This is a genomic window from Acidovorax sp. 99, from assembly GCF_003096455.1.
Lineage (GTDB): Bacteria > Pseudomonadota > Gammaproteobacteria > Burkholderiales > Burkholderiaceae_C > Acidovorax > Acidovorax delafieldii.
Genome location: NZ_QEKU01000001.1, coordinates 1249123 through 1272686 on the forward strand (window position 1 = coordinate 1249123; position 23564 = coordinate 1272686).

Consider the following 23564-nt stretch of genomic DNA (forward strand, 5'->3'; position numbering starts at 1 on the left):
GTTCACTCCTTGCGGCCCAGCAGGCCGTGGGGACGCAGTAGCAGCACCGCCGCCATGGCCACATAGATCATCAGGCGGGCCCCTTCTGGCCATAGCGTGCTCATGACGCTTTGCACAATGCCGATCATCAATCCGCCCATTAGTGCGCCACTGAAACTGCCCAGCCCCCCCACGACCACCACAACAAAGGCTACCGCCAGGGCTTCAATGCCCATGAAGGGTTCTGCTCCACGAATGGGGGATGCGAGCACGCCGGCCAGTGCAGCGGTGGCTGCACCCAAACCAAATACCAGGCTGAAAATACGCAGCACATTGATGCCGAGCAGCGAGACCATCTCGGTCGACTCGCTGCCTGCTCGCACAGCGCTACCGAGTCGCGTGCCCTCAAGAACCCACCACAGCAGCACTGCCAGCACCGAAGTGAAGCCGATCACGAACAGGCGGTACTTCGGGTAGATGAAACTGCCCCACATCACCACTCCCTGCAGCGCGTCGGGAACCGCCACGCTGTCACCCAGTGGGCCCCATTGCAGGATCACCAACTCCTGGACTGCGAGTGCCAGACCCACCGTCACGAGGATGTGAAACTCATGGTCCGAGGCATACACGTGGCGCAGGACCAGCTTTTCCGTGGCCCAGCCAATCGCCCCCACCACCAGCGGCACCACTACCAGAGCCAACCAGAAGCTCATGCCCCATCGCGTCATCTGGTAGCAAAAATACGCTCCGATCAGGTAGAACGCCCCATGCGCGAAGTTCACGAATCGCAGCAAACCAAAAACAATGGACAGGCCCACCGCCAACAGGAAATACAGCATGCCAATGCCGATTCCATTGATGACCTGTAGAAGGTAAATGTTCATAAAGTGCTCGGCCGAACGACCACCAGCCGCATCCTGTCGGTGCCGCTGGGGTTCTCAAAAAAGGGGCGGCCACAGCGCGCGCATGGGGCTATGCCCAGCCCGGCGGACGCCGCGAGGGTCAGGCGCGCTTGCAGCCCGTCTGGTCGATGGGCAGGAACGACTTGCCCGAACTGAGCACGTCCACGTAGTCGTCCTTGTTCTTCATCTTGGACTTGGCCTTGCCCTTGAGCAGGTAGTAGTTCTTGAGCACCTGGTGGTCCGCCTTTCGCACCTCCTCCTCACCGGTCAGACCCTGGTATTTGTAGCCCTCCAGTGCGGCGATCACGGCTTTTTGCTCCACGGACCCGGCCTTGATGATTCCGTCGATCAGCAGCTTTGTGCAGATATAGGAGCCCGCCAGGCTGTAGTTGGGGTTCATCTTGAGCTTGTCATTGGTGCGTTTGACAAGATCGCGGTTGAGTTCGGAATCCACGGTGTGCCAGTACTGGGCACCAAAGTAGATACCGTCGCACAGGTCAGCGCCCAGCGATTCGAACTGCTCCAAACCAGAGGCCCAGGCCACCAGGATCGTCATGTTCTTGTGCATACCAAAGCTCACGGCCTGGCGGAGCGTGTCGGCACATTGCGCGCCAAAGTTCAGCAGCAGCAGGACATCGGGCTTTGCGGCCAGAGCATTGGTGATGTAGCCGCTGAACTCCTTCTCGGTCAGCGAGTGGTAGCTGTTACCCACATGCTCGATCCCCTTTTCCTTGAAGATGTTCTTGGCAGCCGACAGCAGGCCATCGCCAAACACGTACTGCGGTGTGATGGTGTACCAGCGCTTGGCCTTAGGCATGGAATCGATCAGCGGACGCACCGTCTGCTCGACGGCACCAAAAGTGGGTACCGACCAGCGGAAGGTCGCAGCATTGCAGTCCGACCCAGTGATTTCATCGGCCCCAGCCGTGGTCACAAACAGGCCGCCAGCCTTCTCGGCCTCCTTGCCCATGGCCAGGGCCTCGCCCGAAAGGATGCCGCCCGCGAAGAATCGAGCACCTTGCTGCTGGGCTGCTTCCTGCACCTTGCGCACGGCTGTAGCGGGCTTACCTTCCGTGTCCAGGAGTGTGTAGGCCAGCGGGCGATTGAGGGCTTTGCCATATTGCTCAATGGCCAGTCGCATCCCCATGTCGGCGAACTTTCCGTTGGCCGCAAAAGGACCGGACATCGGTACCGGACAGCCAAACTGAATGGCGCCCGGAGCCTGCGCAAAGGCGCTGCGGGTCAGGCCGATGGAGGCGGACAGCGCACTCAGTGCCGAGACTTGCAGAAGATGACGACGTTGCATGGAGGACTCCAGTGAGTAGAAGTGGGAGATCAAGAGTTGCCACCTCCATGGTGTCCAAGAAACCACCTTCCTGATCTTTCCAAATCTTTCATTTGGATTCATGCAAGCACAGGGTTAACCCAGCACGCTTTCGTTGCTGGCGCGGCCAAGCCGCGGCGCGCTCCCCGTCTGGTTTAGCGCCGCTTCAAGAGGATCACGGGAGTGTCAATGCAGCCGTTGAGTGTCCTGCACGAGCTGTGCTGAGGCTGTAAAGGCGTAGCCAATCTGGTGCAGCGTCTTGACCGGCAGAGGTTCAGAAAACGCTTCCGCCGCCTTTTTGCGCAGCCTCGTGAGAAGCAAGTTGAGCCGTTCAGCCCCGTTTTGGGCACGAGCACCAAACAGGTGAGTGCTGAGGTCGCGCTTGGGCACGGGCTGACCATCCGCTCGCAGGAGTTGCTGCAAGAACATGAACTCGTGGGTCGTCAGTTGCAGACACTTGCCCTGCGGCGATGACAGTACCCAGTCCTTCATGGCCAGCACCCAGCACGCCGCCTTTGCGACAGGTATGGCCGCAGCAACCAGCGATCCTGCGGGGTCTACGGCTGTCCTGGGGGCAAGTCGGCTCGCCGTAGCGTCAATATTGGCGGCCAACTCCAGCAGGTTGACCGGCTTGACCAAGTAACGATCTGCCCCAGCACGCATTCCTGCCAAACGATCGTCAAGTGAATCTCGGGCGCTGAGGATGATCACCCCCACCTCGGGTCTGGACTTGAGTAGCGACGCCACGCTGAGGCCATCCTCACCGGGAAGCCCCAGGTCCAAGAGAACCACATCGACCGGCTGAACGGTGAACCCTTTGTAAAACGCCTCGGCGCTACCCGCACCCCAAACGCTATAGCCCGAGTCGAGCAAGAATTCCTCGATGCTGTGCAGTTGATCGGAGTCGTCCTCTACGATAGCAATGCTGGGCTTGGATTGGGTCATGTTGCGAATACCTCCGGCACCTGTCCGGAATGCAACATTCAGGCCACCGGTGTCACGTTCAACGGGATGCTGATCACAAAGCGAGTGCCTTGGGGTTGGACGGCCTGTAGCTGGACAGCCCCACCATGCAAGTCAACGATCCGTTTTACCAAAGCCAGCCCCAGTCCGGCACCGGGTTTGCCCTCTGCCGTACGGCCGCGGCGGTACTTCTCAAACACCAGCGCTTGCTCTTCCAGCGGAATGCCAGGGCCTTCGTCCTCAATGACAAAACGGCACTGGCCCTCATGCTGATGCACGCTAAAAGACACCGTTGCACCCACCTCGGAATACTTGAATGCGTTCGACAGCACGTTCATGAGCATCACGCGCAACAGCACGGGGTCGCCGTTCAATGATGGCAACCCGGGTTCCACCGCCAGGTACAGCGGGTGCTCGGCAGACAGTTGGCCACCGTTTTCTGTTACCCACAGGCACAACTCTCCCACGTCAACGGGTACTGGCTCTACCGCAAAGTTGTGGCTATCAATGCGGTCCTGGGTCAGGCAGTTGTCAAAGAAGTAGCTCAATCGCGCCGAGCCCCGCAGGATGCGCTGCGCCAATGCCAGCTGCGCGGGCACATCCTTGGAGCGCAGCGCAAGCAACTGCCCGGCGGTGTTGATCACCGCCAGTGGAGAACGTACCTCATGGGACAGCATGGCGATGAAATGGCGCTGGTCGGTCAGCGTCTGCTCAATGGAGGCCACAGCACTCTCCAACTCCTGGGTGCGTTGCGCGACCATTTGCTCCAGATCTTCGGCATGCTCCTTTAAATGCCCTGCCATGTACCCCATGGAATCCGCCAGAGACCGTAACTCGCGAATAGGGCTGGATTTCGGTGCCTGGGCATTCCAGTCGGACTGGGTCAGTCTGACTGCCCAGTCACTGAGTACCTGCAAGGGTCTCACCAACCGGCTGGCTACGAACACCGAAAACAGCACTGAAGCCAGCAAGACGGCCAGCGTGGTGTAGATCGTGTTGCGTAGCACCCCCCGCAACGGCGTGTTGAAGCGGCTCTCAGGCAGGATGATCGCCATCGTCAGCGCAGGACCGCGATCCAGCGCATGCGTCCACCAACGCGCCAGGTGGCGCACGCCGTCCACATCCATGAATCGGTTTCCCTCGCGTTGACCGCTCTGCAGGATGTGCTGCCCCAACGCACGCATCACGGGGTCGTGGCTTTGGTCGATGCGCACACGCTGCCCATCCACCAAAGCCGATACACCAGCAGACGGATCGTGTGAGGACATTGCAAGCAGTTCTCCCGAGGCCTCGGCCAGAAAGGCCCTGCCCCCGGACTCGGAGGCCAGCGCGGCCAGAAACTCGTTGAGCTGGGACAGCGCCACATCGGCGGTGACCACCCCGATCAAACTGCCATCGCGTGAGCGGACGGGAGCTGAAATCCCCATGCCAATTGCGGCATATGCGCCTTGCGCATCGTTGATCATGTAGCGATAAGGCGCGTACCACGCGACCCCATCATTGGCAATCGCTGACTGGTACCACGGACGGGTACGTGCATCAAAGCCCACCTCGCTGCGGGAAATCAGCGTTGGCTCGCGACTCACGGCGTCGATACGCAAAACCTCCATGGCCCGGCCATCACTGATCCGTGCGCGCAGCATGCGCAAAGCGCGGTCCTCCCCCAAAGGGGGACGGCTGCCGGCGTAGTACTGACCATCAGGCATGCCCATGGATATGAAGGTCAGTTGGGGTTGCTGGTCGATCTGCAGCATGAACTGGCGCATCAACACGTCAGGTTGCTGAACCATCAGATATCCGGCGCGCACTTGCTCGACATTGAAAGCGACTACGCGCTGCGGCACATCAAAGAAGGAGACCACCTTTTCGCGGACCCTGCCTGAGACCTCGTCAGCCAATTGCAGCGCGAACTCTTCCATGGCACCCGTAGCAGAGCGATAAAACAAACTGCTGCTGGCAAGCACCAGGGGCAGCAAAACCGCCAACAGTGCAATTGTCAGAAAAGTGCGCAGGGCAAGACGGCGAGTGAACATTGGGAGATCGGGGGTGTACAGGCGGTGCACCTCAGAGGCACGCCTGTGCGCGCAGTTCGGCGGGTTGCCTCAGATTCAATCACATGTACTCGATGCGGTGCCTTGAACCTTTGTTTGTCGCCCCCATGCGACTCAACCTTACGGTGCGCCTATGCGCAGTGTCTTCGGATGCCAAGTTCAGTTCATGTACTGTAGATCCGGCCATCGCCGTCTTCCGTCGCTTGCCTGGCCGAGAACGGCAATTGTTCAGGCATTTAGATAGACCACATGGTGTATGCCTCTTCCCTCTGTCAGTGCAGCAGTGACTCTGCCTACTTCTATCAGGAGTGCCAGTTACGCAGCGATTGCTGACTGCTACGAATAGGGTTTCGTTGACGGCTGAGGAGCCGGAACCGGACGTTCGACACAGATGAAAGCGGCGGGAAATTTTAAGATGGCCACGAGCACAGCCATTGGATGGACTGCTCAAGAAGATGCTTCCTCATGACCGGCGCCGCAGATAAAATTTGCGGCATTCATTGATCCACCGGTTCAGCTTGAGAGGTTGTCGGCTCCTCCGACATGTTCGACCTCTCCGCTGCCATGCAAGGCTTTTTGCTTGCCCTCGGCCTTTTCGTTTGTCCTGGCCCCAAGGACGTTCTCGTTTTTCGTGAAGCTCTTCTAGGGCGCTCTCGGGCGATGCTCGTCGCAATCAGTAGCGGTAGCGATCTCGTCCTGATCGCGGTAGGCGTTCTTGGTGCCTCAGCACTGCTTGAGACTTTCCCCCCGCTTCGAGTGTTCTTGCAGATCGCGGGAGTCGCATTGCTCATCGGTCACGCGGTGCACGCCGCGCTTGCCGCCACCAGACGCCCTGGCGCCACACTTGCCTTCGCGGCCAAAGTCGGCGATGGGTGGTGGGTACGCCGCCTCTTGGTGATGTCTCTTGGCAATCCCGCCTCATGGCTCGATACCCTGGTCATTCTTGGATCAGTAGGGGCAACGATGCCCGCTTCGGCCAGCGTCCCATTTTCAGTCGGAGCCTTTGTCGCGTCCGTCGCGTGGTTCACGGCATGGGTCTCACTGGCCAGAGGTGCAAGCCACTGGCTGACCTCGCCAAGGAGCTGGCGGATAGTGGATGCGATCACTGCGATAGCAATGCTCGGCATGGCGTTCTGGTTGGCCACGGACCTTGTTGCCCGGCTTTGAGCCGTCCGTCGGATGCGCTTGGTCCGCTTTGGGTGCACGTCTGTTACCCAGTCAAATTTCCGTGGCGTTTCAGACCGACCCAATGCGGGGTGGAGCCTTGCTGATATAGATGCCCTCAAATATCCTGACTCAGAAGGACAGACGCTACGCTGGTAAGCCTGCTTCGCGCCCCTGAGCTTGTGCGTTGAACGTCCGCATTCATTTGCTGCAACAGGCCGCTCCTGGCCGAATTCTGCTCGGCGGCGAGGGATGCCATCGGGCCCTGAGCCGCCGCTCAGAAGCGCCACCCGTAAGCTGCCATTGACTTGCATCGGCTGTTGGAAATCCCGGTGTCTGCCGACTGGCAAGCTATAGTTTGCCGAGTTGACGCTTACCGGTTTCTACGGACTTTTTATACCTGAATGTTTAAACAAGTCATCCCTTGTAAACCTATGCTGCACGCCACTTCTAGGAGAAATCAGTGTCCAGAATATCCCCACTGTCCAGTCTATCCTCGGGTTTTGCGGTCTAGATTCCGTTAGACGTCACCATCACCAGAGCAGTAGCCTGACATGAACGATACGACTGATTGGCAAAACCGGGTAGTCTTCGCATACATAGACGAGCCACCATTTGCAAAACCTCTGCCTGATGGCACGGCCCAAGGCTGCGACGTAGCCTTAGCGCTGAAAGGATTGCATGCGATAGGTGTCCGCGAAGTCGAACTTCGATTGACAACGTTCGCTGAATTGCTTCCTGGAGTAGCAGACGGACAATGGACGATGAACACGCCTCTGTTTGTGAGCGCTGAACGCCAAGGTATTGTTTCTTTCAGTCGCCCCGTGTGGGCACTCATGGACGGATTCATCGTTCCCGCCGGGAATCCGAACAACATCACGAGCTATAGCACCATCGCAAATGGCCAACATAGGCTTGCGTTGGTCGGTGGGCAGATACAACGAAACAGCGCACTGGCGGCCAGCGTCAGGGCTGAGCAGATCATCGAGTTTCCAACGCAGCATGAGGCGCTGAAAGCGGTACGCGACGGGCGCGCGGATGCCTACGCCAGCACCGCGCTCGGCAACCGAACGATCGTGGAGCAGTGCGGCCACGACGGCTTAGTGAGTATTGATGCACAGGATGGCTCTCTCCGGCCTCCACCGGTCGGGGCTTTCTCATTTGCCCACACCAGCGTTGAGTTGCGAAGGAAGTTCGACGAGTTTCTGACGGACTACGTGGGAAGTCGCGAGCATCGCGAATGCATGTTGCAGTATGGCCTTACAGGAACCGAGATCGATCCAGTTACCTGAACTGTCAGCGGAGCGCTCGAGACCCATGAGACTGATTGGACGATAACCTTCACAAAGCCTATTGATTGAAAAGCGGTCAACCCGGGTTGGGAAATTCCGATGAATCGCTGGTACCTTGAGTACGTACCGAAGATGGGAACTCCGGCAGCGGATAGCCATGATGGGCAGACGCGATCACTACACTAATAGCCCGGATGTAAGGCAGCAAATCCCTCTGTTCATTTCTACGCAGAAGTGACCGCGGGGAGGAAGCGGTCAAACTTGGTCACTATCAGGCGTGAATTACACGGACTGCGATTTGAGGATGAGTCTTACATGGCTGAATTCATTCGGAAATTCGATCACCTCTCAGTGAGATTTCTTGCTTGTCCTGCCAAAGCTTCGTTCATAGAGTGCTGGGGTATGAATGACACCTTACGAAAGCCAAAGACAGCCCTCGAACTAGTGAGTGATGCCAACCGGCTAATTCCGATCCTTTCAGTGGAAGAACTCGATGCTGCGATGAAATCAGGCGACCTCGTTCTTCTGGATGTGCGAGAGAAAGAAGAGTATGAGCTCGAAGCAATTCCTGGTGCTCTTCATGCCTCAAGGGGAATGCTGGAGTTCTATGCAGATCCGACAAACTCCTTTCACCGCCACAACTTGCAACCTACACAGCGTGTGGCGCTGTACTGCGGGACTGGTGGACGCTCTGCGCTCGCTGCGCTGTCGCTAAAGACCCTGGGTTATTGCGACGTAGCTCAGCTTCAAGGAGGCTTCAAAGCGTGGAAGGCTGCCGCCTGCAGTGGGGAAGATCGCGGGGGCGATAAATCGAGCGTGTAGATGTCGATTCCTGTCCAGACAAAAGAACCGCGACACTGAAGAATTGCTGTCGCGCTTTTGGAGCCCATGGAGCGTGGTACTGCTACCTATCCTGCGCCACATCCACCGCGCTCGTCGCTTGCACGGTCAACTCAAGGGAACGGTTGAGAACGGCCTCTAGCGAAGATGATCGCTTCTCTATTTGTCGCACCTGGTCCAGCCTGGCCCCACATCCTCATAGTCTTATGTTGACCTACCCCCAAATAGACCCTATCGCATTGCAAGTTGGGCCGCTAGCCGTTCACTGGTACGGTTTGACCTACTTGGCTGCTTTCGGGCTATTCACGCTGCTGGGTATCGCTCGATTGCAGCACCCTCCGTTCGCCGCCCTCACTGGGCCAGGAGCCTGGACCCGAAAGGATGTAGAAGACATTCTGTTCTTGGGGGTAGCGGGCGTAGTGATCGGCGGGCGACTAGGCTACTGTATGTTCTACAAGCCTGGCTACTACCTCAGCCACCCCATTGAGATTTTGGCGATCTGGACTCCTGGGATGTCCTTCCATGGCGGGCTGTTGGGCGTGATTGTCGCCACGATCTGGTTTGCACATTCGCGCCAGCGTCCGTGGCTGCAAGTAGCAGACTTCGTCGCTCCTTGCGTACCCACGGGGTTGGCGGCTGGGCGAGTAGGTAACTTCATCAACGGCGAACTCTGGGGACGGTTTGCCAGTACCGACTTGCCTTGGGGGATGGTGTTTCCGCAGAGCGGTTCCATGCTGCCGCGCCACCCGTCGCAGGTTTACCAGTTTCTGCTGGAAGGACTGCTGCTATTCGTGCTGCTATGGTTGTATGCCCGACGCGAGCGCCGGGAAGGCCAGGTAGCTGCTGCGTTCTTGGTAGGCTATGGCTGCTTCCGTTTCCTTGCCGAGTATTTCCGCGAGCCTGACGCGCACTTGGGCATTCTGTCGTTAGGGATGAGCATGGGGCAGTGGCTGTGTCTGCCAATGATCGCGGCCGGCGTAGCCGTTTGGGTGGGCAAGTCCTCGCCGCGGCAGCTCCATCGGCCGATCTGAGCCAATGATTCGTACAGGCCATGGTGTTGGGTTCCATGAGAACTGCGCTTTATGGCTTTTATCTCGTGCTCAAGTTCAATGCCACGACGCCCGCGATGACGAAACCTAGGCCAGCAAGTCGAAGAAAGTGCGCGGACTCTCCAAACCCAAGAATGCCCAACAGCGCCGTCAAAGTAGTGCCGCCGCCTGCCCATACTGCATGCGCCAGGCTGCCAACAAACAAAGAGTAAAACTGACTCTCCAGTCCAACTGCTACTAGAAGACGGGCTTCAATATTCAGTCAATAGATTGAACGTCCAATCAGTGAGAGTCCAAGGCATGCGAAGCTGGCGGCTCTGCAGCGGTTGCGGACCGTCATGCCTGCATCCTAAGCGACTGCTCACCGGCAGAAAGCGGTCATCCCCGAAATTGGCGTACACAAGACTGCAGTGTCAGACGCCTCTCCCCGCGAAGGGCGACCTATGCCGCTACTCCTGCGCAATGGCGCGGCGTACCAAACGTGAGAGGCTCCCATCATGACAAAGTCCGATAGTCTCGGCGAATGGTGTGCTCAGTGGAGGCATGGACCCGAACAAGCGCTCGATCAGCGCATCTGGGGCGTACCGTACGAGGCCAGCCACCGGCCGATCAAGAGTATCGGCGATGCTCTCCACAACCCGCTCAATGCTCGAATGCAGCACTGGCATCTGATAGCAACGCTGCGCAGTCCACTTTGATGAACTCATCGCAGCAACATGCAGCAAGTTGTCGACGCATGCCTCCACTGAGATCCACCAGCAGGTTGCACTAGCAGATACCGGAACCTCAATGGCCTCTCCACTCGCTAATCGCCAGAATATCTGGCTCATAAAGGACGACATCAACCCCTCTCCGTTGCCAGGCCGCGCCACGACACCTGGCAATCTGAGCGAGCAGCCATCGACCCATCCACGTCGGCTCGCATCAGCTACCAGAATTTCACATGCAAGCTTGTGCGCACCATAGGTGAGTGCGGGCGCAGGTGCCGTGTCCTCGTCCATGAACTCAGGAAGTTGATCGCCATAAACCGCGACAGAACTTGCATAGATAAAGCGCGGCGGCCGCGCAAGCCATCTGCAGTTTTCGAGTAGTGCTAGCGTAGCGTCCAAGTTGACTCGGCGCCCAAGATCAGGGTCTCGCTCCGCGGCGCCTCCAGGTACGCTAGACAGGTGAAAAATGACGTCCGGTGCTTCCTCTAAGGCTTCGGACTGCACAGCTTGATCGTGGATACTGCCTGCAACTCGATGGACGCGAGTGTCCTCACCGGCGACCCCCTCGAATGCGATATCGACCGCAGTGAGGCGTGTGGCAGGTTGCCCCCCGAGTCCATCTTTCAACAAACGCCGAATCAGGACCTGCGCGATGAAGCCCTGGCTTCCAGTCACCAGAATGTGGGTCACAGTGAGAACTCCATGACACGCTGATCGATCTCGCCAAAAGGCCCTGACGCGCCGTCTTCGAACTTAGCCGACATTTGCACCCGGTCACCAAACTTCATGAATCCGGTCTGTGCCTTCCCTTGGTCGATCATTTCAATGACGCGCCGTTCTGCGATGCAAGCAGAACCCGCTCTTCTGTCCAAGTTTGAGACCGTGCCAGATCCAACAATGGTGCCGGCTGACAAGCGGCGAGTCCGCGCGGCATGGGCTATGAGTTGACCGAAACTGAAGTTCATCTCACCTGCGTTAGGCTCCCCAAATCTCTCTCCATTCCAGGTGACATGCAACTGAAGGTGGATACGTCCATCTCGCCAGGCATTGCCAAGCTCATCCGGCGTGACCGCCACGGGAGCAAAGCTGCAGGACGGCTTGGCCTGAAGGAATCCGAAACCCGTGCGCATCTCGCGGGGGCCCAGGACGCGCAAGCTCCAGTCGTTGATCTGTACCAAGAGCCGGATGGCCTGCTGCGCCTGCTCGGCAGTGGCGCCCATGCTGACAGGGCCTACGATGACGCCGAACTCTCCCTCGAAGTCGATGCCATCCGCTTCGCTCGGAAGCAGCACATCCTGATGGGGCCCAAGGAAGTCGTCGCTCGCGCCCTGGTACATGAGGGGAACGGTGTCTGCATCGGGTATCGGGGCCGTATTGAACGCCCGCTCCATCAGGCGGCCATGGTTCAGAAACGCAGAGGCATCGCACCACTGGGGAGCGCGCGGCAGCGGGGCAGCGCACAGACGGGGATCGAATACGAACGGGTTGGATGGATTTCCCGCGTTGAGCTGATCGTAGAGCGCCTGAAGAAGCGGCGCGCAACGGTCCCAGTCGCGCACGGCCTCGCGCAAGTTCGCTACGACCGCAGACGCATCGATTGCATGGACCAGGTCGCGTGAGACGACGACCAGGCGCCCGTCCTCGCTCTCAGACTTCAAGGTTGCAAGTTTCATGTTTTTTCCGGCGATGTTCAGTTTCCGTCGCTGATGGTGGTTCCACCGTCAACGACAAGGTTGTGCCCCGTGATAAAGCCACCTGCCGCGCTGGCCAGCATCACCGCCACACCAGCGATCTCGTGCGGCTCCCCGACCCGGCGGAGGGGCGTGAGCGAGAGCCTCCGCTCGATGGCAGCGCGGTTTTCCATGAAAGAGGCCGATAGAGGCGTTCGAATCAAGCCTGGAGAGATGGAGTTCACGCGGACGCCCAATGGGCCCCACTCCACCGCAAGGTTTCGCGCAAGCTGCGCGAGTGCTGCCTTGGAAATCCCGTAAAGACCGATCGCCTTGTTTCCGCGCACGCCTGAAATGCTCGACATCAGGATCACACTGCTGCCAGGATGCAATACCATCTTTGGCAGCAAGGCGTTTGTCAACTCGACTGATGCGCGGAGATTGAGATCGATCACACGCTGCCAATCGCTAGACGACGCCTGCCCGATTGGTCCTGCTGGCCCCTGCATGCCTGCATTGCTGACTAGGACATCGACGCGCCCGTAGAGTCCTAGCGCAGCGTTTGCGAGCGTTGCGACCGAATCAAGTTTCGACAAGTCTGCAGGCAGATCGTGTGCGGAGCCGCCATCTCGTCGGATCCGATCGACCGTCAGGGAGCACAGCACCGGGTCCAAATCCGAAACCAGGACTGTGGCACCGTGCTCACTCATTGCCTGAACGATAGCTAGGCCAAGGCCGCCGGTTGCACCGGTAACCAGCACCACCTTGCCTTTCAGGTCGAATAACGTAGAACTCACAGGAGTCTCCGCTTACTCAAGCACTACGCCTGCGCTTCGGATGACCGATCCCCATCGATCAGTCTCGGTCTGAATGAAACGTGCGAAGTCGGCGGAGCTTTGGGGTGCAGGGACGACGCCTAGATCGCCAAAGCGCCGTTTGATTTCGTCGGATTGCACAGCCTGGGCCACAGCACTGTGCAGCTGAGTCATGACGTCTGTCGGAGTGCCTGTGCGAACGACAACGCCCGTCCAGCCCGGAATGTTAAGCGCTGGGTAGCCGAGCTCGGACAGTGTCTGGACGTGAGGTAGCTTTTCCAAGCGCTTCTCGCTGCCCACTACGGCGAGCGCCCTCAGCTTGCCCTCCAAGACATAGGGCATGCTGTTTGCAGCGACATCCAACATCATTTCAATGTGTCCGCCCATGAGATCCTGAACGGCAGGAGCAGCCCCCTTATATGCCACGTGCTGGAACTTGCCTTTGGTCTCCCGCTTGAGCATCTCAACCCAGATGTGGGGCTGGCTGCCGATGCCGAACGATCCGTACATGAGGCTCTTGTCTTCCTTGACGGCCTTTGCAGCTTTGATGAGGTCATCCAACGTCCTGTATGGGCTGTTTGCGGGTACAACCAGAACTAGTGAAGACGTGAGCAGGCGCGTGAGTGGTGCAAAGTCCTTGAGGGTGTCGTAGCTCAGCTTCGGGTAAAGCGCTGCGTTCATCGCGAAGGGACCGATGTCGCCGTAGAACAGCGTGTGCCCATCCGCCGGTTGCTGCTTGACGTAGGCTGCCGCAATCTGCGCGCCGGCACCAGGGCGGTTGTCCACGATGACTGGCTGCTTGAGCGTGCTGGCCACGTGCTGAGTAAGCACCCGGGAAACTGCATCGCCAAATCCACCCGCAGGATACGGAACCACCCAGGTGATCGCTTTGCGAGGGAAGCTTGTGGCCTGAGCGAGCGCGTTGGTTGCGAAAGGCAGCGCTACGGAAGACTGCAAAAGAGCACGTCGAGAAATCATGTTTGTCCCCAAATGAAGTTCTTGCGCCATCAACACCCTCTCCGGAGACTGAAGTCCAAGGGAAGGCTGTGGCACGCAAACTGGAGTATGGGAACCCCAACATCTGCAACTGTCGAAATATTGCGGCTTTTGTCCTAAACCTGCGGACGCCTCAGTGGTCTCGGCGAAACTGCCCTGGCGTTGCACCCCACCGCCGCTTGAAAGCCTGTGTGAAATGGGAGGGGGTCGCGAACCCTGTAGCGGTGGCAATCTCGGCTATGGAGTGCTGAGACTCTGTGAGCAAGCTCTTGGCACGTTCAAGGCGTCGATTCACGACGAACTGGTGCGGCGTCTCGCCACTCGTCGCCTTGAAACAGCGGGAAAAGTGAAAGACACTCAGACCCACCTCTGCTGCCATGACCTCCAGTGAAACGGCCTCGTTCATTTGCGACTGCACCAAGTCTGCAACCCGCTTCAACTGCCTTGCAGACAACAGAGGGATTCGCTCCGCTTGCGAGTCCGGTTCCCGATAGTGCTCCAGGAGATGCACCGCGACGCTGGTGGCGACTCCTTCCGCGAACCGGGGCTGCATGGAACTGTTGTCATCAAGCGAGAGCATCAGCATTTGCACCATGTGGCTCAGGAGTGGATCCCTCGCCCCGAAGCAGCTGCGAAGGGCAGTCGAGCGCCCCTCACCCTCTTTTACCCGCTCCAGCCACAATGGAGATAGATCAAGGTGAATGTTGTCGCGGTCTAGTTCTGTACGCCAGAAGCTCGGTGTATTTTCGGGCAAGATAACGATATCGCCCGTGTTCCAGCGGCTGACATACGTGGCAGCGCCGTGGCGTTGCATCAGTCCCGTTGAAGGGCCGCGACGCACAATGATGCAGTGCTTTCCCGCCGCTGGAATATACAGATCATCGCTGCCTGCCAGTTGGTGCCACAGGGACATTCCATGCCAAGGACGCCCCTTGCTGGAGGCTCGGATTTGCTCACTGGGTACGGCATTCAGCGGCTCTTCTGTGTAGGCATGCTCGGCAGCGCGCCAGCGGCGTTCGTCGAGATCGACAGCAACTGCCTGCAGGTGCACACCAGGGTGTGTCTTGTCGAGCGTCATGAGTACATTTTAGGGTCGTGCATGGACGCACGACGTCTACGCGTCATCAAGGTAGCCCGGCCCACTCGATGACTTGCGAATAGCATCGGATCAGGCGAAATATTGCCTTCAACAATTCGGCGGTGCGGAGAGCACCATGCGATGCCTCCGCTTCAGCGCCCTGTCATTCGTTCACGGAGCCTTCAAGGCCTTGTAGGTGTGTTCCTCGTACTTCCCGTCAACGAGCACAAATAGCATGCGGCAGACGCGGTCCGACCGGTTTGCCCACGCGTGGTTAGTTCCTCTCTGGACAACGACACTCCCCGCGCTTAACTCCACCTCGGCTTCGTCAAGCACCAGCGTGAGCTCGCCCTCGATAACTACCCCATAGTCCACGGACTCCGTCCGGTGCATCAAGGGGTGTGGCGAGTTGTGTTTCACGGTCGAGGCCTCGGCATCTCCAATCTGCTCGAACGCCTGCTGCATCCGCTCAGCACCGCGCAAGAGGAAATCCTCCGTGTCGGGTGGAATGTCGACGAACCGGATGCGTGTGCCGCCCGGTGGCGGAGGCAAGATCAATGCACCGGTGGTCGGGTCCTCTCCATTGGAAATACGGGCTGGTGCTTCGTGGGTACTCCAGACTTCATGGAAGACCGTGCCAGGAACTGCGTCGAGCTCAACCACCTTGGGCAACGGCCCGCTGCTGCTGACCACGGCCACGCCTTGCGCGTTGTGGCCAGTGACCACACGGTGAATGGCAGGCAGGCTCATAGCGACTCTCCGTCGAAGATTGCGACAGCGCGAGTCCACCCAGCCGATGCGCCGCGAATCTTGTGCGGAAAGCAGCTGATCGTGAAGCCCGTGGCGGGGATCGATTCCAGGTTGTGCAGCTTCTCAAGGTGGCAGTAGCCAATGTCGCGGCCAGCCTTGTGACCTTCCCAGATCAGAGCCTTGTTGCCCGTCTCGGCGATCTTGGCGGCGGTGTACGAGAACGGTGCATCCCAGCTCCAGGCATCGGTACCGGTCAGGCGAACACCACGCTCCAGCAGATACATCGTGGCCTCATAGCCCATGCCGCACCCTGCTCCAAGGTAGTCCGGCTTGCCATAGCAGCTACCGGCGCGCGTGTTGACGATGACGATGTCCAGCGGCTGCAGCTCGTAGCCGATGCGATGGAGCTCAGCTTCAACGTCGGCCGCCGTTGCGACATAGCCATCGGGGAAGTGGCGGAAGTCCAGCTTGACGCCGGGCTGGAAGCACCACTCGAGCGGCACCTGGTCGATGGTGATGGAGGGCTTTGCGCCCCCCAGCTTTGCGTCCTGGGTGGAGTGAAAGTGCCAGGGCGCGTCCAGGTGGGTTCCGTTGTGGGTGGTCAGCGTGACCCATTCGGCAGCAGCGGCCTCACCGTCTGGGTAGTCCTCGGGCGTCGTTCCGGGAATCATGGCCATGAACTCGGGCAAGGTGTCCGCGTGCTTCTGGTAGGTGATCTTGGGAGCGAGGGGCGGTGGATCGGAGAGAACGTCGTTCTCTAAAAAGATCGAAAGGTCTACGAACCGGTGTTTGGACTTCTTCATGGCAGTTTTTAGTGGTGCTTCATTCTGGAACGACAGCCACGGCGCAGGCCAGCGCTTGGTGTTTCTGACGTATGAGTCATAGAACTTGTCGAGCGCAGCCATCCTCGGTCCTCTTCAGCACAGCAGTTGTCTGCTTCGCAGCTAATATTTCGACGGCGGCGCATAAATCGACACTGGCGGTTACAGGCTCATCCCGAACGGTGGATGCGTCTACGCTTCAGTCCTCAAAACGCAATTTCGCACCCGTGGCGATCTGTCGGTACAGCACGATATCGGCAGCGATAGCGTCTGACAGTTGGTTCGCGAGGCCGCCTTGTGGTCGTAGGCCCAGCTCCGCAAAGCGTTTCTGCACTCCGGGGTCGGATACGGCGGCCGAGGCAGCCTTATTCAACTTTTCGAGCACTTGCGAGGGCGTGAGCGCGGGCGCCAGAACGCCTACTCAAGACTGCATCTTCGCTAATGGTGCAAGACCAGCCTCTATGGCCGTCTGCGTGTTCGGAAAGCGCGCATCACGTTTGTCGCTGGTGACGGCGAGGATCTTGAGCTTGCCAGCGTCCACCAGCGGCTTGGCCGAGCCATCAAACGCCAGATCCAGTTGCCCGCCCGCTACGTCGGTAAGCGCCCCAGTTGTGGAGCGGTAGGGAATGTGAACCAAGCGGGTCCCCGTCAGCGACTTGAAGAACTCGCCCGCAAAATGCGCCCCGCTACCCACTCCCGCGCTGCCGTAGCTCAGCTTGCCGGGGTTCTTCTTCGCGTAGGCGATGAATTCGGTCAGCGTCGCCGCGGGCACTGCATTGCTGGTGACAATCTGCAGCCCGTAGCTGGCAGACATGCTCACTGGCGCAAGCGCCTTAACCGGATCAAATCCTGCCTTTGGGTTGATAACCGGGTAGATGCTGTAGCTTGTGTTGGTGAACAACAATGTGTTTCCGTCGGCAGGCGACTTCATGACCGCGTCGATGCCCAGGCGTCCGCCTGCACCGGGGCGATTGTCGACGATCACTGGCTGGCCTAGCCGCTGCGACAGCTGTTCCGCCACGATGCGGGCCGCCTGGTCGGTGATGCCACCAGCCGGGAACGGAACGATCATTTTGATGACCGTTGGCTCCGCGTGGGCGAAGCTTACCGCCGCACTAAGTGCCGCTACTAGCAGGCCGCGGCGTACGTATTCGATTGAAATTCGCATAGTTGTCTCCGTTCTCTTGTCTATGCTTCAGCTGTATGCCGGTGCAAGACCATCCCAGCACAGGTACTTCACTTCAAGGAATTCCTCGATGCCGTACTGCGAGCCTTCGCGTCCCAGGCCGCTTTGCTTGACACCCCCGAAGGGCGCTACCTCGTTGGAGATGAGGCCGCAGTTGATGCCGACCATCCCGGATTCGAGTGCCGAGGCAGTGCGCCATATACGCGCGGCGTCGCGACTGAAGAGGTAGGCGGCCAGTCCAAATTCGGTGGCGTTGGCCATAGCGATGGCGTCATCGTCTTTCTCGAACTTGAACAACGGGGCGACAGGACCGAAGGTCTCTTCGAGCGCCACTGCCATCTCGGGCGTTACGCCAGCGATCACCGTCGGCTCGAAAAAGCGGCCGCCCAGCGCATGGCGCTTACCGCCGTGTAACACTTGGGCGCCCTTGCTCGTAGCGTCCGCAATGTGTTCTTCGACCTTGGCCAAGGCGGCATCGTCGATCAGCGGGCCGAGCTGCACGCCTGCTTCTAGTCCGTTGCCAACACGCAGCTTGCCCACGCGCTCTACCAGCTTGGCGGCAAAAACATCGTAGATGCCCGCCTGCACAAGCACCCGGTTGGCGCTGATGCACGCCTGCCCCGTGTTGCGGAACTTGGCTGCCACCACGCCGTCGGCCGCCGCGTCCAGGTCGGCGTCGTCGAAGATGACGAAGGGAGCGTTGCCGCCAAGTTCCATCGAGCACTTCTTGATAGTGGGGGCCGCCTGCGCCAGCAGCACACGGCCGACTTCCGTTGACCCGGTGAACGTTATCTTGCGCACCAGCGGGTGCGAAGTGAGCTGGTTGCCAATGGCCCGCGTGTCGTTGCCCGTCACCACGTTAAACACCCCTGCCGGCACCCCAGCGCGGCGCGCCAGCTCGGCCAGTGCGAGTGCGGTGAGCGGTGTCTGGCTGGCGGGCTTTACCACCATGCTACAGCCTGCCGCCAATGCCGGCCCGGCCTTGCGGGTGATCATGGCGGCCGGGAAGTTCCAGGGCGTGATCGCGGCGCACACGCCGATGGGCTCCTTTAGCACCACAATGCGCGCGGTGTCGCGCGGCGCGGGGATCACGTCACCACGCACGCGCTTGGATTCTTCTGAAAACCACTGCAGAAACGAAGCCGCGTACTCAATCTCGGTTTTTGCTTCGGCGATCGGCTTGCCTTCTTCTAGCGTGATCAGCGTGGCGAGGTCGTCGCGGTGCTGCAGCATCAGCTCGTACCAGCGGTGCAGGATCTCCGAACGCACCTTGGCCGTGGTTTGGCGCCAGCGCAGAAACGCCTGATGCGCTGTTTCGATGGCATGGGCGGTTTCGGCTTCCTTGAAGCGGGGCAGCTCGACCAGCACCTCGTTGTTCGCGGGGTTGCAGAGCGCGTAGATGCCGTGGGGCGTGGTGTTGATCCAATCGCCGCCGACGAAGGCGCCTGTGCGCCAGAGTTCCGGGTCTTTCAAAAGGTGACGCATGTTTGGCTCCTTCAGCAGGGGTGGCGGCCAACGATGAAGGCCGAGTCGGGGTCGGAGGTCACTTCGCAGCCCGAGGCCACGAGGCCCTGGCGCAGCGACTTCATGAAGCGGTCAGGAATGCGCAGCGACGGGGCGCGCATCGGGCCGCCGTTGAAGCCAGCGAGCCAGTCCTGGTACTTCCACTGCGTGCGGTTCAAGGCGCCGATGGCGGGCGCGGAGGCGGCCGACGCTGCGGTGTTGGCCTGGCGCGCAGGGTTGACCTTCCAGTACATCTGCATCGCTTCCTCGAAGCGACCGGTGCGCGCGAGCTCGAAGGCCCGTGGGTAGTAGTCGCCCATCCATTGCGTGTTGCTGGTGCCGGAGAACTGCAGCTTCATCAGGCTCATCAGCGGGATCGCGTCGGCCTCGATCGGGCAGCTGATGACCACCTGCTCGCGGAAGTGGTGGTACATCTCGCAGATACCTGCCGGCAGCGGGAAGCCCTGCTCAGACTTGATTGCAACGATGTTGGGGCAATCCTTGAGCAGCCGGGTCACCAGCTCCAGCGACATGCCCGCTGGGTGCACGCGCTCGAAGCCCCAGGTGGGGATGGGGAACAGCATCACACCCAGGTCGGTGGCATCGCAGAAGGACTTGGTGTAGTCGTAGATGTCCTGTTCGCTGGTGGGCCAGAAGTTCGATGGGTAGGACAGCAGCACCAGGTCAGCACCGGCTTTTTCGGCGAGCTTGACCGCCTCGATGTTGTCGGCCAACGTACCGAAGGCGGCGTGGAAGAACAGGCCGAATTTATCGCCCGCCGTCTCGCGTGCCCAGGCGGTGAACTGCGCGTTTTCTTCTGCGGTGATCGCGACTTCCGAGCACAGCAAGGTGTAGCTGAAACCCAGCTTGACCACGTGCTCGATGTCGTGGCGAATTCCGCGCTCATTCAGCGACTTGAGATCGGCGCTATAGCTCGGAATCGTCACGGCCGAGCAGCCGACGAGGTTTTCACGCGCCCAGGCACGGGCGTCTTTGCGTTGATAGGCAGGCATGGTGGATCCTTTTCGTGATTGGGTCGGGTGTTACTTGGAGACAGGCACGATGCTGTGTGCCAGCTCAGTGCCCAGGCCGCGGGCGCGGGCGCGCGCCAGGAGCATTTCAGCGGTGACGATGTCCTGCAGACCTGAGCCCACAGACTTGTAGACGACGATGTCTTCGGACTGGCGCGAGGCCTTGCCGGAGACCAAGTCGGACAGCGAGATGAGCTTGGCGGCGAAGTCCACACCGGAGCGCGTGGCGGCGATCATGTCTCCGGTGTCGTGGGCTACTTCTTCGGGCATATCCGCCACCACCAGCGCCGCGCGGCCAATGACCTGGTCGTCGACTTCGCGCTGTTCGGGCAACGTGGAACCGATCGAAACGATGGTCATGCCGGGTTCCAGCCATTCGCCCTTGAGCACAGGGCTTTCGTCCCGGCTGCGGGCGGCGCAGAGCACAACATCTACGCCGGCAATGGCTTCCTGCGGCGAGCCTGCCTCCTCGATGGCCAGGCCATGCTCATCGAAGAAGGCGGCGGCAAACCTCTCGCGGCTGGCCGGTGTCGGACTGAACACCCGGGCGCTGGCGATGGTGCGCACCGCCATTAGTGCTGCAAGAAGGCCACGGGCTTCAAAACCCGAGCCGATCACGCCCACTTTCAGCGGCCGGTGCGGTGCAGCAGCGTCCACAGCCACGGCCGCAGTGGCCGCAGTGCGGATACCAGTGATACGGTTGCCATCGATGAGCGCAGCCAGCGCCATCGTCTGTTGATTGAAAAGCGAGACCAGATAGCTGGCACGCTTAACCTTTGTACCGGCGGCGATGAGTTTGCAGCCCATGTGCCCTCCACCCGGTGACACGGCCGTGAGGCCGCGCAACCACATCCCCTCGCCGCGCGCCATGGAACGGGGAGGTACCATGGCCGGCGCGATCGGGCTCGCGTATGCGGTTCGCAGCGCATTGAATGCAGCGTGCCAATCCGCGAGTTGTGCAACATCGTTGTCGGTTAGGAATAGCGTCGGTGTGATGTGCTCTACCGAATCGATGTGATGGGTTTCCAATGCGGCCTCCAGTAATTGGAGTGCATCCTAGGTTGGCACGTACCTATGAGGTAGCGGCCTCAGTCGAAAGCAGCTTTCCGATTTCCGGATAGCGGATCAACGTGTCAATCTGGTTTCAGCAATCCTGGACAGATGGCACGGATCAGACGAGCCACGGAACGCGTAGCAAGTGTGTGCGGGCGGTGTGTGGTCACGCCGAGCACGATGCTTCGGTACAGCAAGGGCTCAACGATGCGCACTGCGACCAGCCGGTGTTCGTCTTGTGGCGCCAGAACACCGGCTGTAATCGCAAAGCCGCCGTTGCTGGCCACGATTTCGTGCTGCAGTCGGATGGAGTCGGCTTCGACCGCCTGCTTCAGTTTCAACCCTTTTTCACGTGCGATTTCGGCAAGCCTAGCTCGCAAAGGGTGCGGTTCGCCTGGCAGTACTAGCGGCAAATCTGTCACCTCTTGGAATGGGATGCTGCTGCGATTTGCGATGGCGTGCCCCGCTGGCACAACCAGATCCAGTGGCAAGCATGCGAGCAGTGATTCATGGGGCTGCGCAGTATCACCCTCGCGCAGGAGCAATGCGAGATCCAGGCGCCCTTGCCCGACCCATTCCTCCAGTTGAGCACTGGATCCCTCGGTGAGGTGGATGCGTACCTGAGGCCACTGCCGCAAGATCTCGGCACACAAGGGGCCGGCGATCAACGGCACAGTGGAGGGAAGCACGCCGAAGCGCACATCGCCCATCGGGCTGCCACTGTGGGTCTGAATATCGTCTGCGAGTTGGTCTGCATCACGCGTGAGCGCCACGATGCGTGGGTACACTATCTCACCGAAATCGGTCAGCACCACACCACGACCGGTGCGGCGAAATAGGCGTGCACCCGCCTCGCTTTCAAGTTGTGCGATCTGGCGGCTGACGACCGACTGCGGCATATTCAATACGACGCTTGCGCCAGAAATGCTGCTGTACTCTGCAACCCGGATGAACAGCTGCCAGCGGGGATCTAGGACTTTGATCATCAGAAGCTATCGATGTGAGCGGGGGCTTCGCTGAGTAGCACGGGTAGCCATGCGAAGACAGGCGTCTTGCCATGCAACTTGCGCCATCGCATCCACCCCTCAATCCTAACGTCATGAACCGGTCCCGGTCGCACATGCAGGGACCATGCTTCGCTCTGGTGAATCCGCGGCCATGAAAGATACTTCACCTAAAGCCGCACAGTCTCACGGTCATGCCATCGGGCATGTTACAAAGCGCACGCCAGTCGATACGCAAATTTGCCATTCATGGCATTGCACAGCGCGGCGCCATCATGTGGGCCGAACGCCGTCAAACGCATCTTGCAGCAGTTGGCGGATGGCGGGGCGCGCCGCGGCCGTGACCTCGCGCGGGTTCGAGTAGGGGTTGGACACCGCGATATCCGCGGCGCGGTCGAGGTCGGCCGCCTGCATCCCTATTTCTCGCAGAGAAACTGGCGCACCGTTGTCACGCGCCAGGTCGAAGAGCGCTGCTGCGGCACTGGTAGACCCGGAGAGCCCGAGCGCACGCCCTATACGCACCAAGGCCTCGGGCACAGCAGGCGCATTGAAAGCGATGGCGTGAGGCAGCACCACCGTGTGGACTTCGGCATGGGGCAGGTTGAAGCTCCCGCCCAGCGTGTGGCAAAGCTTGTGGTGCAACGCCATGCCCACATTGCCAAGCACCGTGCCGCACAGCCAGGCACCGTAGAGCGCGCTGCCGCGTGCGGCCACGTCGGCAGCATCGCGGCGAATCGCAGGCAATGCTGTGGCCAGTGCGCGGATACCCTCCTCGGCCATCAGTGCCATGATCGGATTGCCGTCGCGCGCATACAAGCCCTCGGCGGCGTGCGCTATTGCATTCATGCCGCTGGTGATGCTCAGGGGCACCGGCAGCGACAGCGTGAGTTCGGGGTCGTAGATCACCGTGCGGGGTAGCACCCGCGCATCCTTTCCGGTCCTTTTCAGCCCCCCTTCGGTGATACCGAAGATCGGCGTCATCTCGCTGCCAGCATAGGTGGTCGGAATCGCGAGGATGGGCAAGGCTGAATCCAGCGCGATGGCCTTGCCCAACCCCGTTGTCGAGCCGCCGCCGATGGCTACGGCGCAATCGGCCCCTAGTCTGGATGCAAGTTCACGGGCCTCGCGCGCCGTCTCGATCGGCACGTGCATCGCCGCGCGCGGGAACAGTCCTGCTGCGCGTGGCCCCAGGCGGTCTGCCACCTCGGCGGCTTGGGTCTGTTGCTCAGGCGTGCACAGCACCAGCGCGCGCCGTGCGCCCAGCAACTCGATCTCGCGCTCCAAATGGGACAGTGCCCCAGCCCCGAACACAACGCGTGAAGGCTGCCCTTGAAAAATGAAATCCTGCATGCCTTTAGCCCTCCGCCTTGTCAGCAGCGTTGC

General features: G+C 59.9%; 21 protein-coding genes and 1 pseudogene. 4 read left to right on the forward strand and 18 right to left on the reverse strand.

What is annotated here, in order from left to right:
• Window positions 1–2: 2 nt before the first annotated feature.
• The 4 genes from C8C95_RS05850 to C8C95_RS05865 all read right to left on the reverse strand — a co-directional run bounded on the left by C8C95_RS05850 (window position 3) and on the right by C8C95_RS05865 (window position 5201).
• Complete coding sequence (locus tag C8C95_RS05850) at window positions 3–863, reverse strand: branched-chain amino acid ABC transporter permease (RefSeq protein WP_116747971.1); 861 nt, start codon at window positions 861–863, stop codon at window positions 3–5.
• A gap of 118 nt (window positions 864–981) precedes the next feature.
• Window positions 982–2187 (reverse strand): ABC transporter substrate-binding protein, encoded by a 1206-nt coding sequence (locus tag C8C95_RS05855; RefSeq protein ID WP_116747972.1) that lies wholly within the window; start codon window positions 2185–2187, stop codon window positions 982–984.
• A gap of 204 nt (window positions 2188–2391) precedes the next feature.
• Window positions 2392–3150 (reverse strand): response regulator transcription factor, encoded by a 759-nt coding sequence (locus tag C8C95_RS05860; RefSeq protein ID WP_116747973.1) that lies wholly within the window; start codon window positions 3148–3150, stop codon window positions 2392–2394.
• A gap of 38 nt (window positions 3151–3188) precedes the next feature.
• Window positions 3189–5201: an ATP-binding protein gene (locus C8C95_RS05865; protein ID WP_116747974.1), complete on the reverse strand. Its 2013-nt coding sequence runs from the start codon at window positions 5199–5201 to the stop codon at window positions 3189–3191.
• Between the two features lie 561 nt (window positions 5202–5762).
• On the opposite strand from C8C95_RS05865, the gene C8C95_RS05870 reads away from it, so the two are divergent.
• The 4 genes from C8C95_RS05870 to lgt all read left to right on the forward strand — a co-directional run bounded on the left by C8C95_RS05870 (window position 5763) and on the right by lgt (window position 9546).
• Window positions 5763–6386: a LysE family transporter gene (locus tag C8C95_RS05870; RefSeq protein WP_116747975.1), complete on the forward strand. Its 624-nt coding sequence runs from the start codon at window positions 5763–5765 to the stop codon at window positions 6384–6386.
• A gap of 551 nt (window positions 6387–6937) precedes the next feature.
• Window positions 6938–7675: a transporter substrate-binding domain-containing protein gene (locus tag C8C95_RS05875; RefSeq protein WP_116747976.1), complete on the forward strand. Its 738-nt coding sequence runs from the start codon at window positions 6938–6940 to the stop codon at window positions 7673–7675.
• Window positions 7676–7990: 315 nt separating this feature from the next.
• Window positions 7991–8497: a rhodanese-like domain-containing protein gene (locus C8C95_RS05880; protein WP_207780573.1), complete on the forward strand. Its 507-nt coding sequence runs from the start codon at window positions 7991–7993 to the stop codon at window positions 8495–8497.
• Window positions 8498–8721: 224 nt separating this feature from the next.
• A complete protein-coding gene (gene lgt / locus C8C95_RS05885) occupies window positions 8722–9546 on the forward strand; it encodes a prolipoprotein diacylglyceryl transferase (RefSeq protein ID WP_116747977.1) in 825 nt (274 codons plus the stop codon).
• A gap of 58 nt (window positions 9547–9604) precedes the next feature.
• Here lgt and C8C95_RS24055 read toward each other — a convergent pair whose 3' ends face one another.
• The 14 genes and pseudogenes from C8C95_RS24055 to C8C95_RS05960 all read right to left on the reverse strand — a co-directional run bounded on the left by C8C95_RS24055 (window position 9605) and on the right by C8C95_RS05960 (window position 23531).
• A complete protein-coding gene (locus C8C95_RS24055; RefSeq protein WP_347707482.1) occupies window positions 9605–9769 on the reverse strand; it encodes an SMR family transporter in 165 nt (54 codons plus the stop codon).
• Window positions 9770–10013: 244 nt separating this feature from the next.
• A complete protein-coding gene (locus C8C95_RS05895; RefSeq protein WP_116747979.1) occupies window positions 10014–10964 on the reverse strand; it encodes an NAD-dependent epimerase/dehydratase family protein in 951 nt (316 codons plus the stop codon).
• Window positions 10961–11947: a fumarylacetoacetate hydrolase family protein gene (locus C8C95_RS05900; RefSeq protein WP_116747980.1), complete on the reverse strand. Its 987-nt coding sequence runs from the start codon at window positions 11945–11947 to the stop codon at window positions 10961–10963. The genes C8C95_RS05895 and C8C95_RS05900 overlap by 4 nt, the downstream gene beginning before the upstream one ends.
• Before the next feature lie 17 nt (window positions 11948–11964).
• Entirely contained in the window at window positions 11965–12741 is a 777-nt protein-coding gene (locus C8C95_RS05905) for an SDR family oxidoreductase (protein WP_116747981.1), read from the reverse strand.
• Between the two features lie 12 nt (window positions 12742–12753).
• Window positions 12754–13767, reverse strand: a complete 1014-nt coding sequence (locus C8C95_RS05910) for a tripartite tricarboxylate transporter substrate binding protein (RefSeq protein ID WP_243415640.1) — start codon at window positions 13765–13767, stop codon at window positions 12754–12756.
• Between the two features lie 121 nt (window positions 13768–13888).
• The gene (locus C8C95_RS05915; protein ID WP_116747982.1) at window positions 13889–14833 is read right to left on the reverse strand and encodes an AraC family transcriptional regulator; all 945 of its coding nucleotides are present in this window, start codon (window positions 14831–14833) and stop codon (window positions 13889–13891) included.
• A gap of 171 nt (window positions 14834–15004) precedes the next feature.
• Window positions 15005–15583, reverse strand: a complete 579-nt coding sequence (locus tag C8C95_RS05920) for a cupin domain-containing protein (RefSeq protein ID WP_116747983.1) — start codon at window positions 15581–15583, stop codon at window positions 15005–15007.
• Window positions 15580–16386, reverse strand: coding sequence for a cyclase family protein (locus tag C8C95_RS05925; RefSeq protein ID WP_116750154.1), 807 nt, complete (start codon window positions 16384–16386; stop codon window positions 15580–15582). The genes C8C95_RS05920 and C8C95_RS05925 overlap by 4 nt, the downstream gene beginning before the upstream one ends.
• A gap of 217 nt (window positions 16387–16603) precedes the next feature.
• A pseudogene (locus C8C95_RS05935) lies at window positions 16604–17572 on the reverse strand (tripartite tricarboxylate transporter substrate-binding protein).
• Between the two features lie 27 nt (window positions 17573–17599).
• Complete coding sequence (locus C8C95_RS05940; protein WP_116747986.1) at window positions 17600–19075, reverse strand: NAD-dependent succinate-semialdehyde dehydrogenase; 1476 nt, start codon at window positions 19073–19075, stop codon at window positions 17600–17602.
• 11 nt (window positions 19076–19086) lie between these two features.
• The gene (locus tag C8C95_RS05945; protein WP_116747987.1) at window positions 19087–20106 is read right to left on the reverse strand and encodes a dihydrodipicolinate synthase family protein; all 1020 of its coding nucleotides are present in this window, start codon (window positions 20104–20106) and stop codon (window positions 19087–19089) included.
• Window positions 20107–20136: 30 nt separating this feature from the next.
• The gene (locus C8C95_RS05950; RefSeq protein WP_243415641.1) at window positions 20137–21153 is read right to left on the reverse strand and encodes an ornithine cyclodeaminase family protein; all 1017 of its coding nucleotides are present in this window, start codon (window positions 21151–21153) and stop codon (window positions 20137–20139) included.
• 104 nt (window positions 21154–21257) lie between these two features.
• Complete coding sequence (locus tag C8C95_RS05955) at window positions 21258–22163, reverse strand: LysR family transcriptional regulator (protein WP_116747988.1); 906 nt, start codon at window positions 22161–22163, stop codon at window positions 21258–21260.
• Window positions 22164–22454: 291 nt separating this feature from the next.
• Entirely contained in the window at window positions 22455–23531 is a 1077-nt protein-coding gene (locus C8C95_RS05960) for a maleylacetate reductase (RefSeq protein ID WP_116747989.1), read from the reverse strand.
• Window positions 23532–23564: the final 33 nt, after the last annotated feature.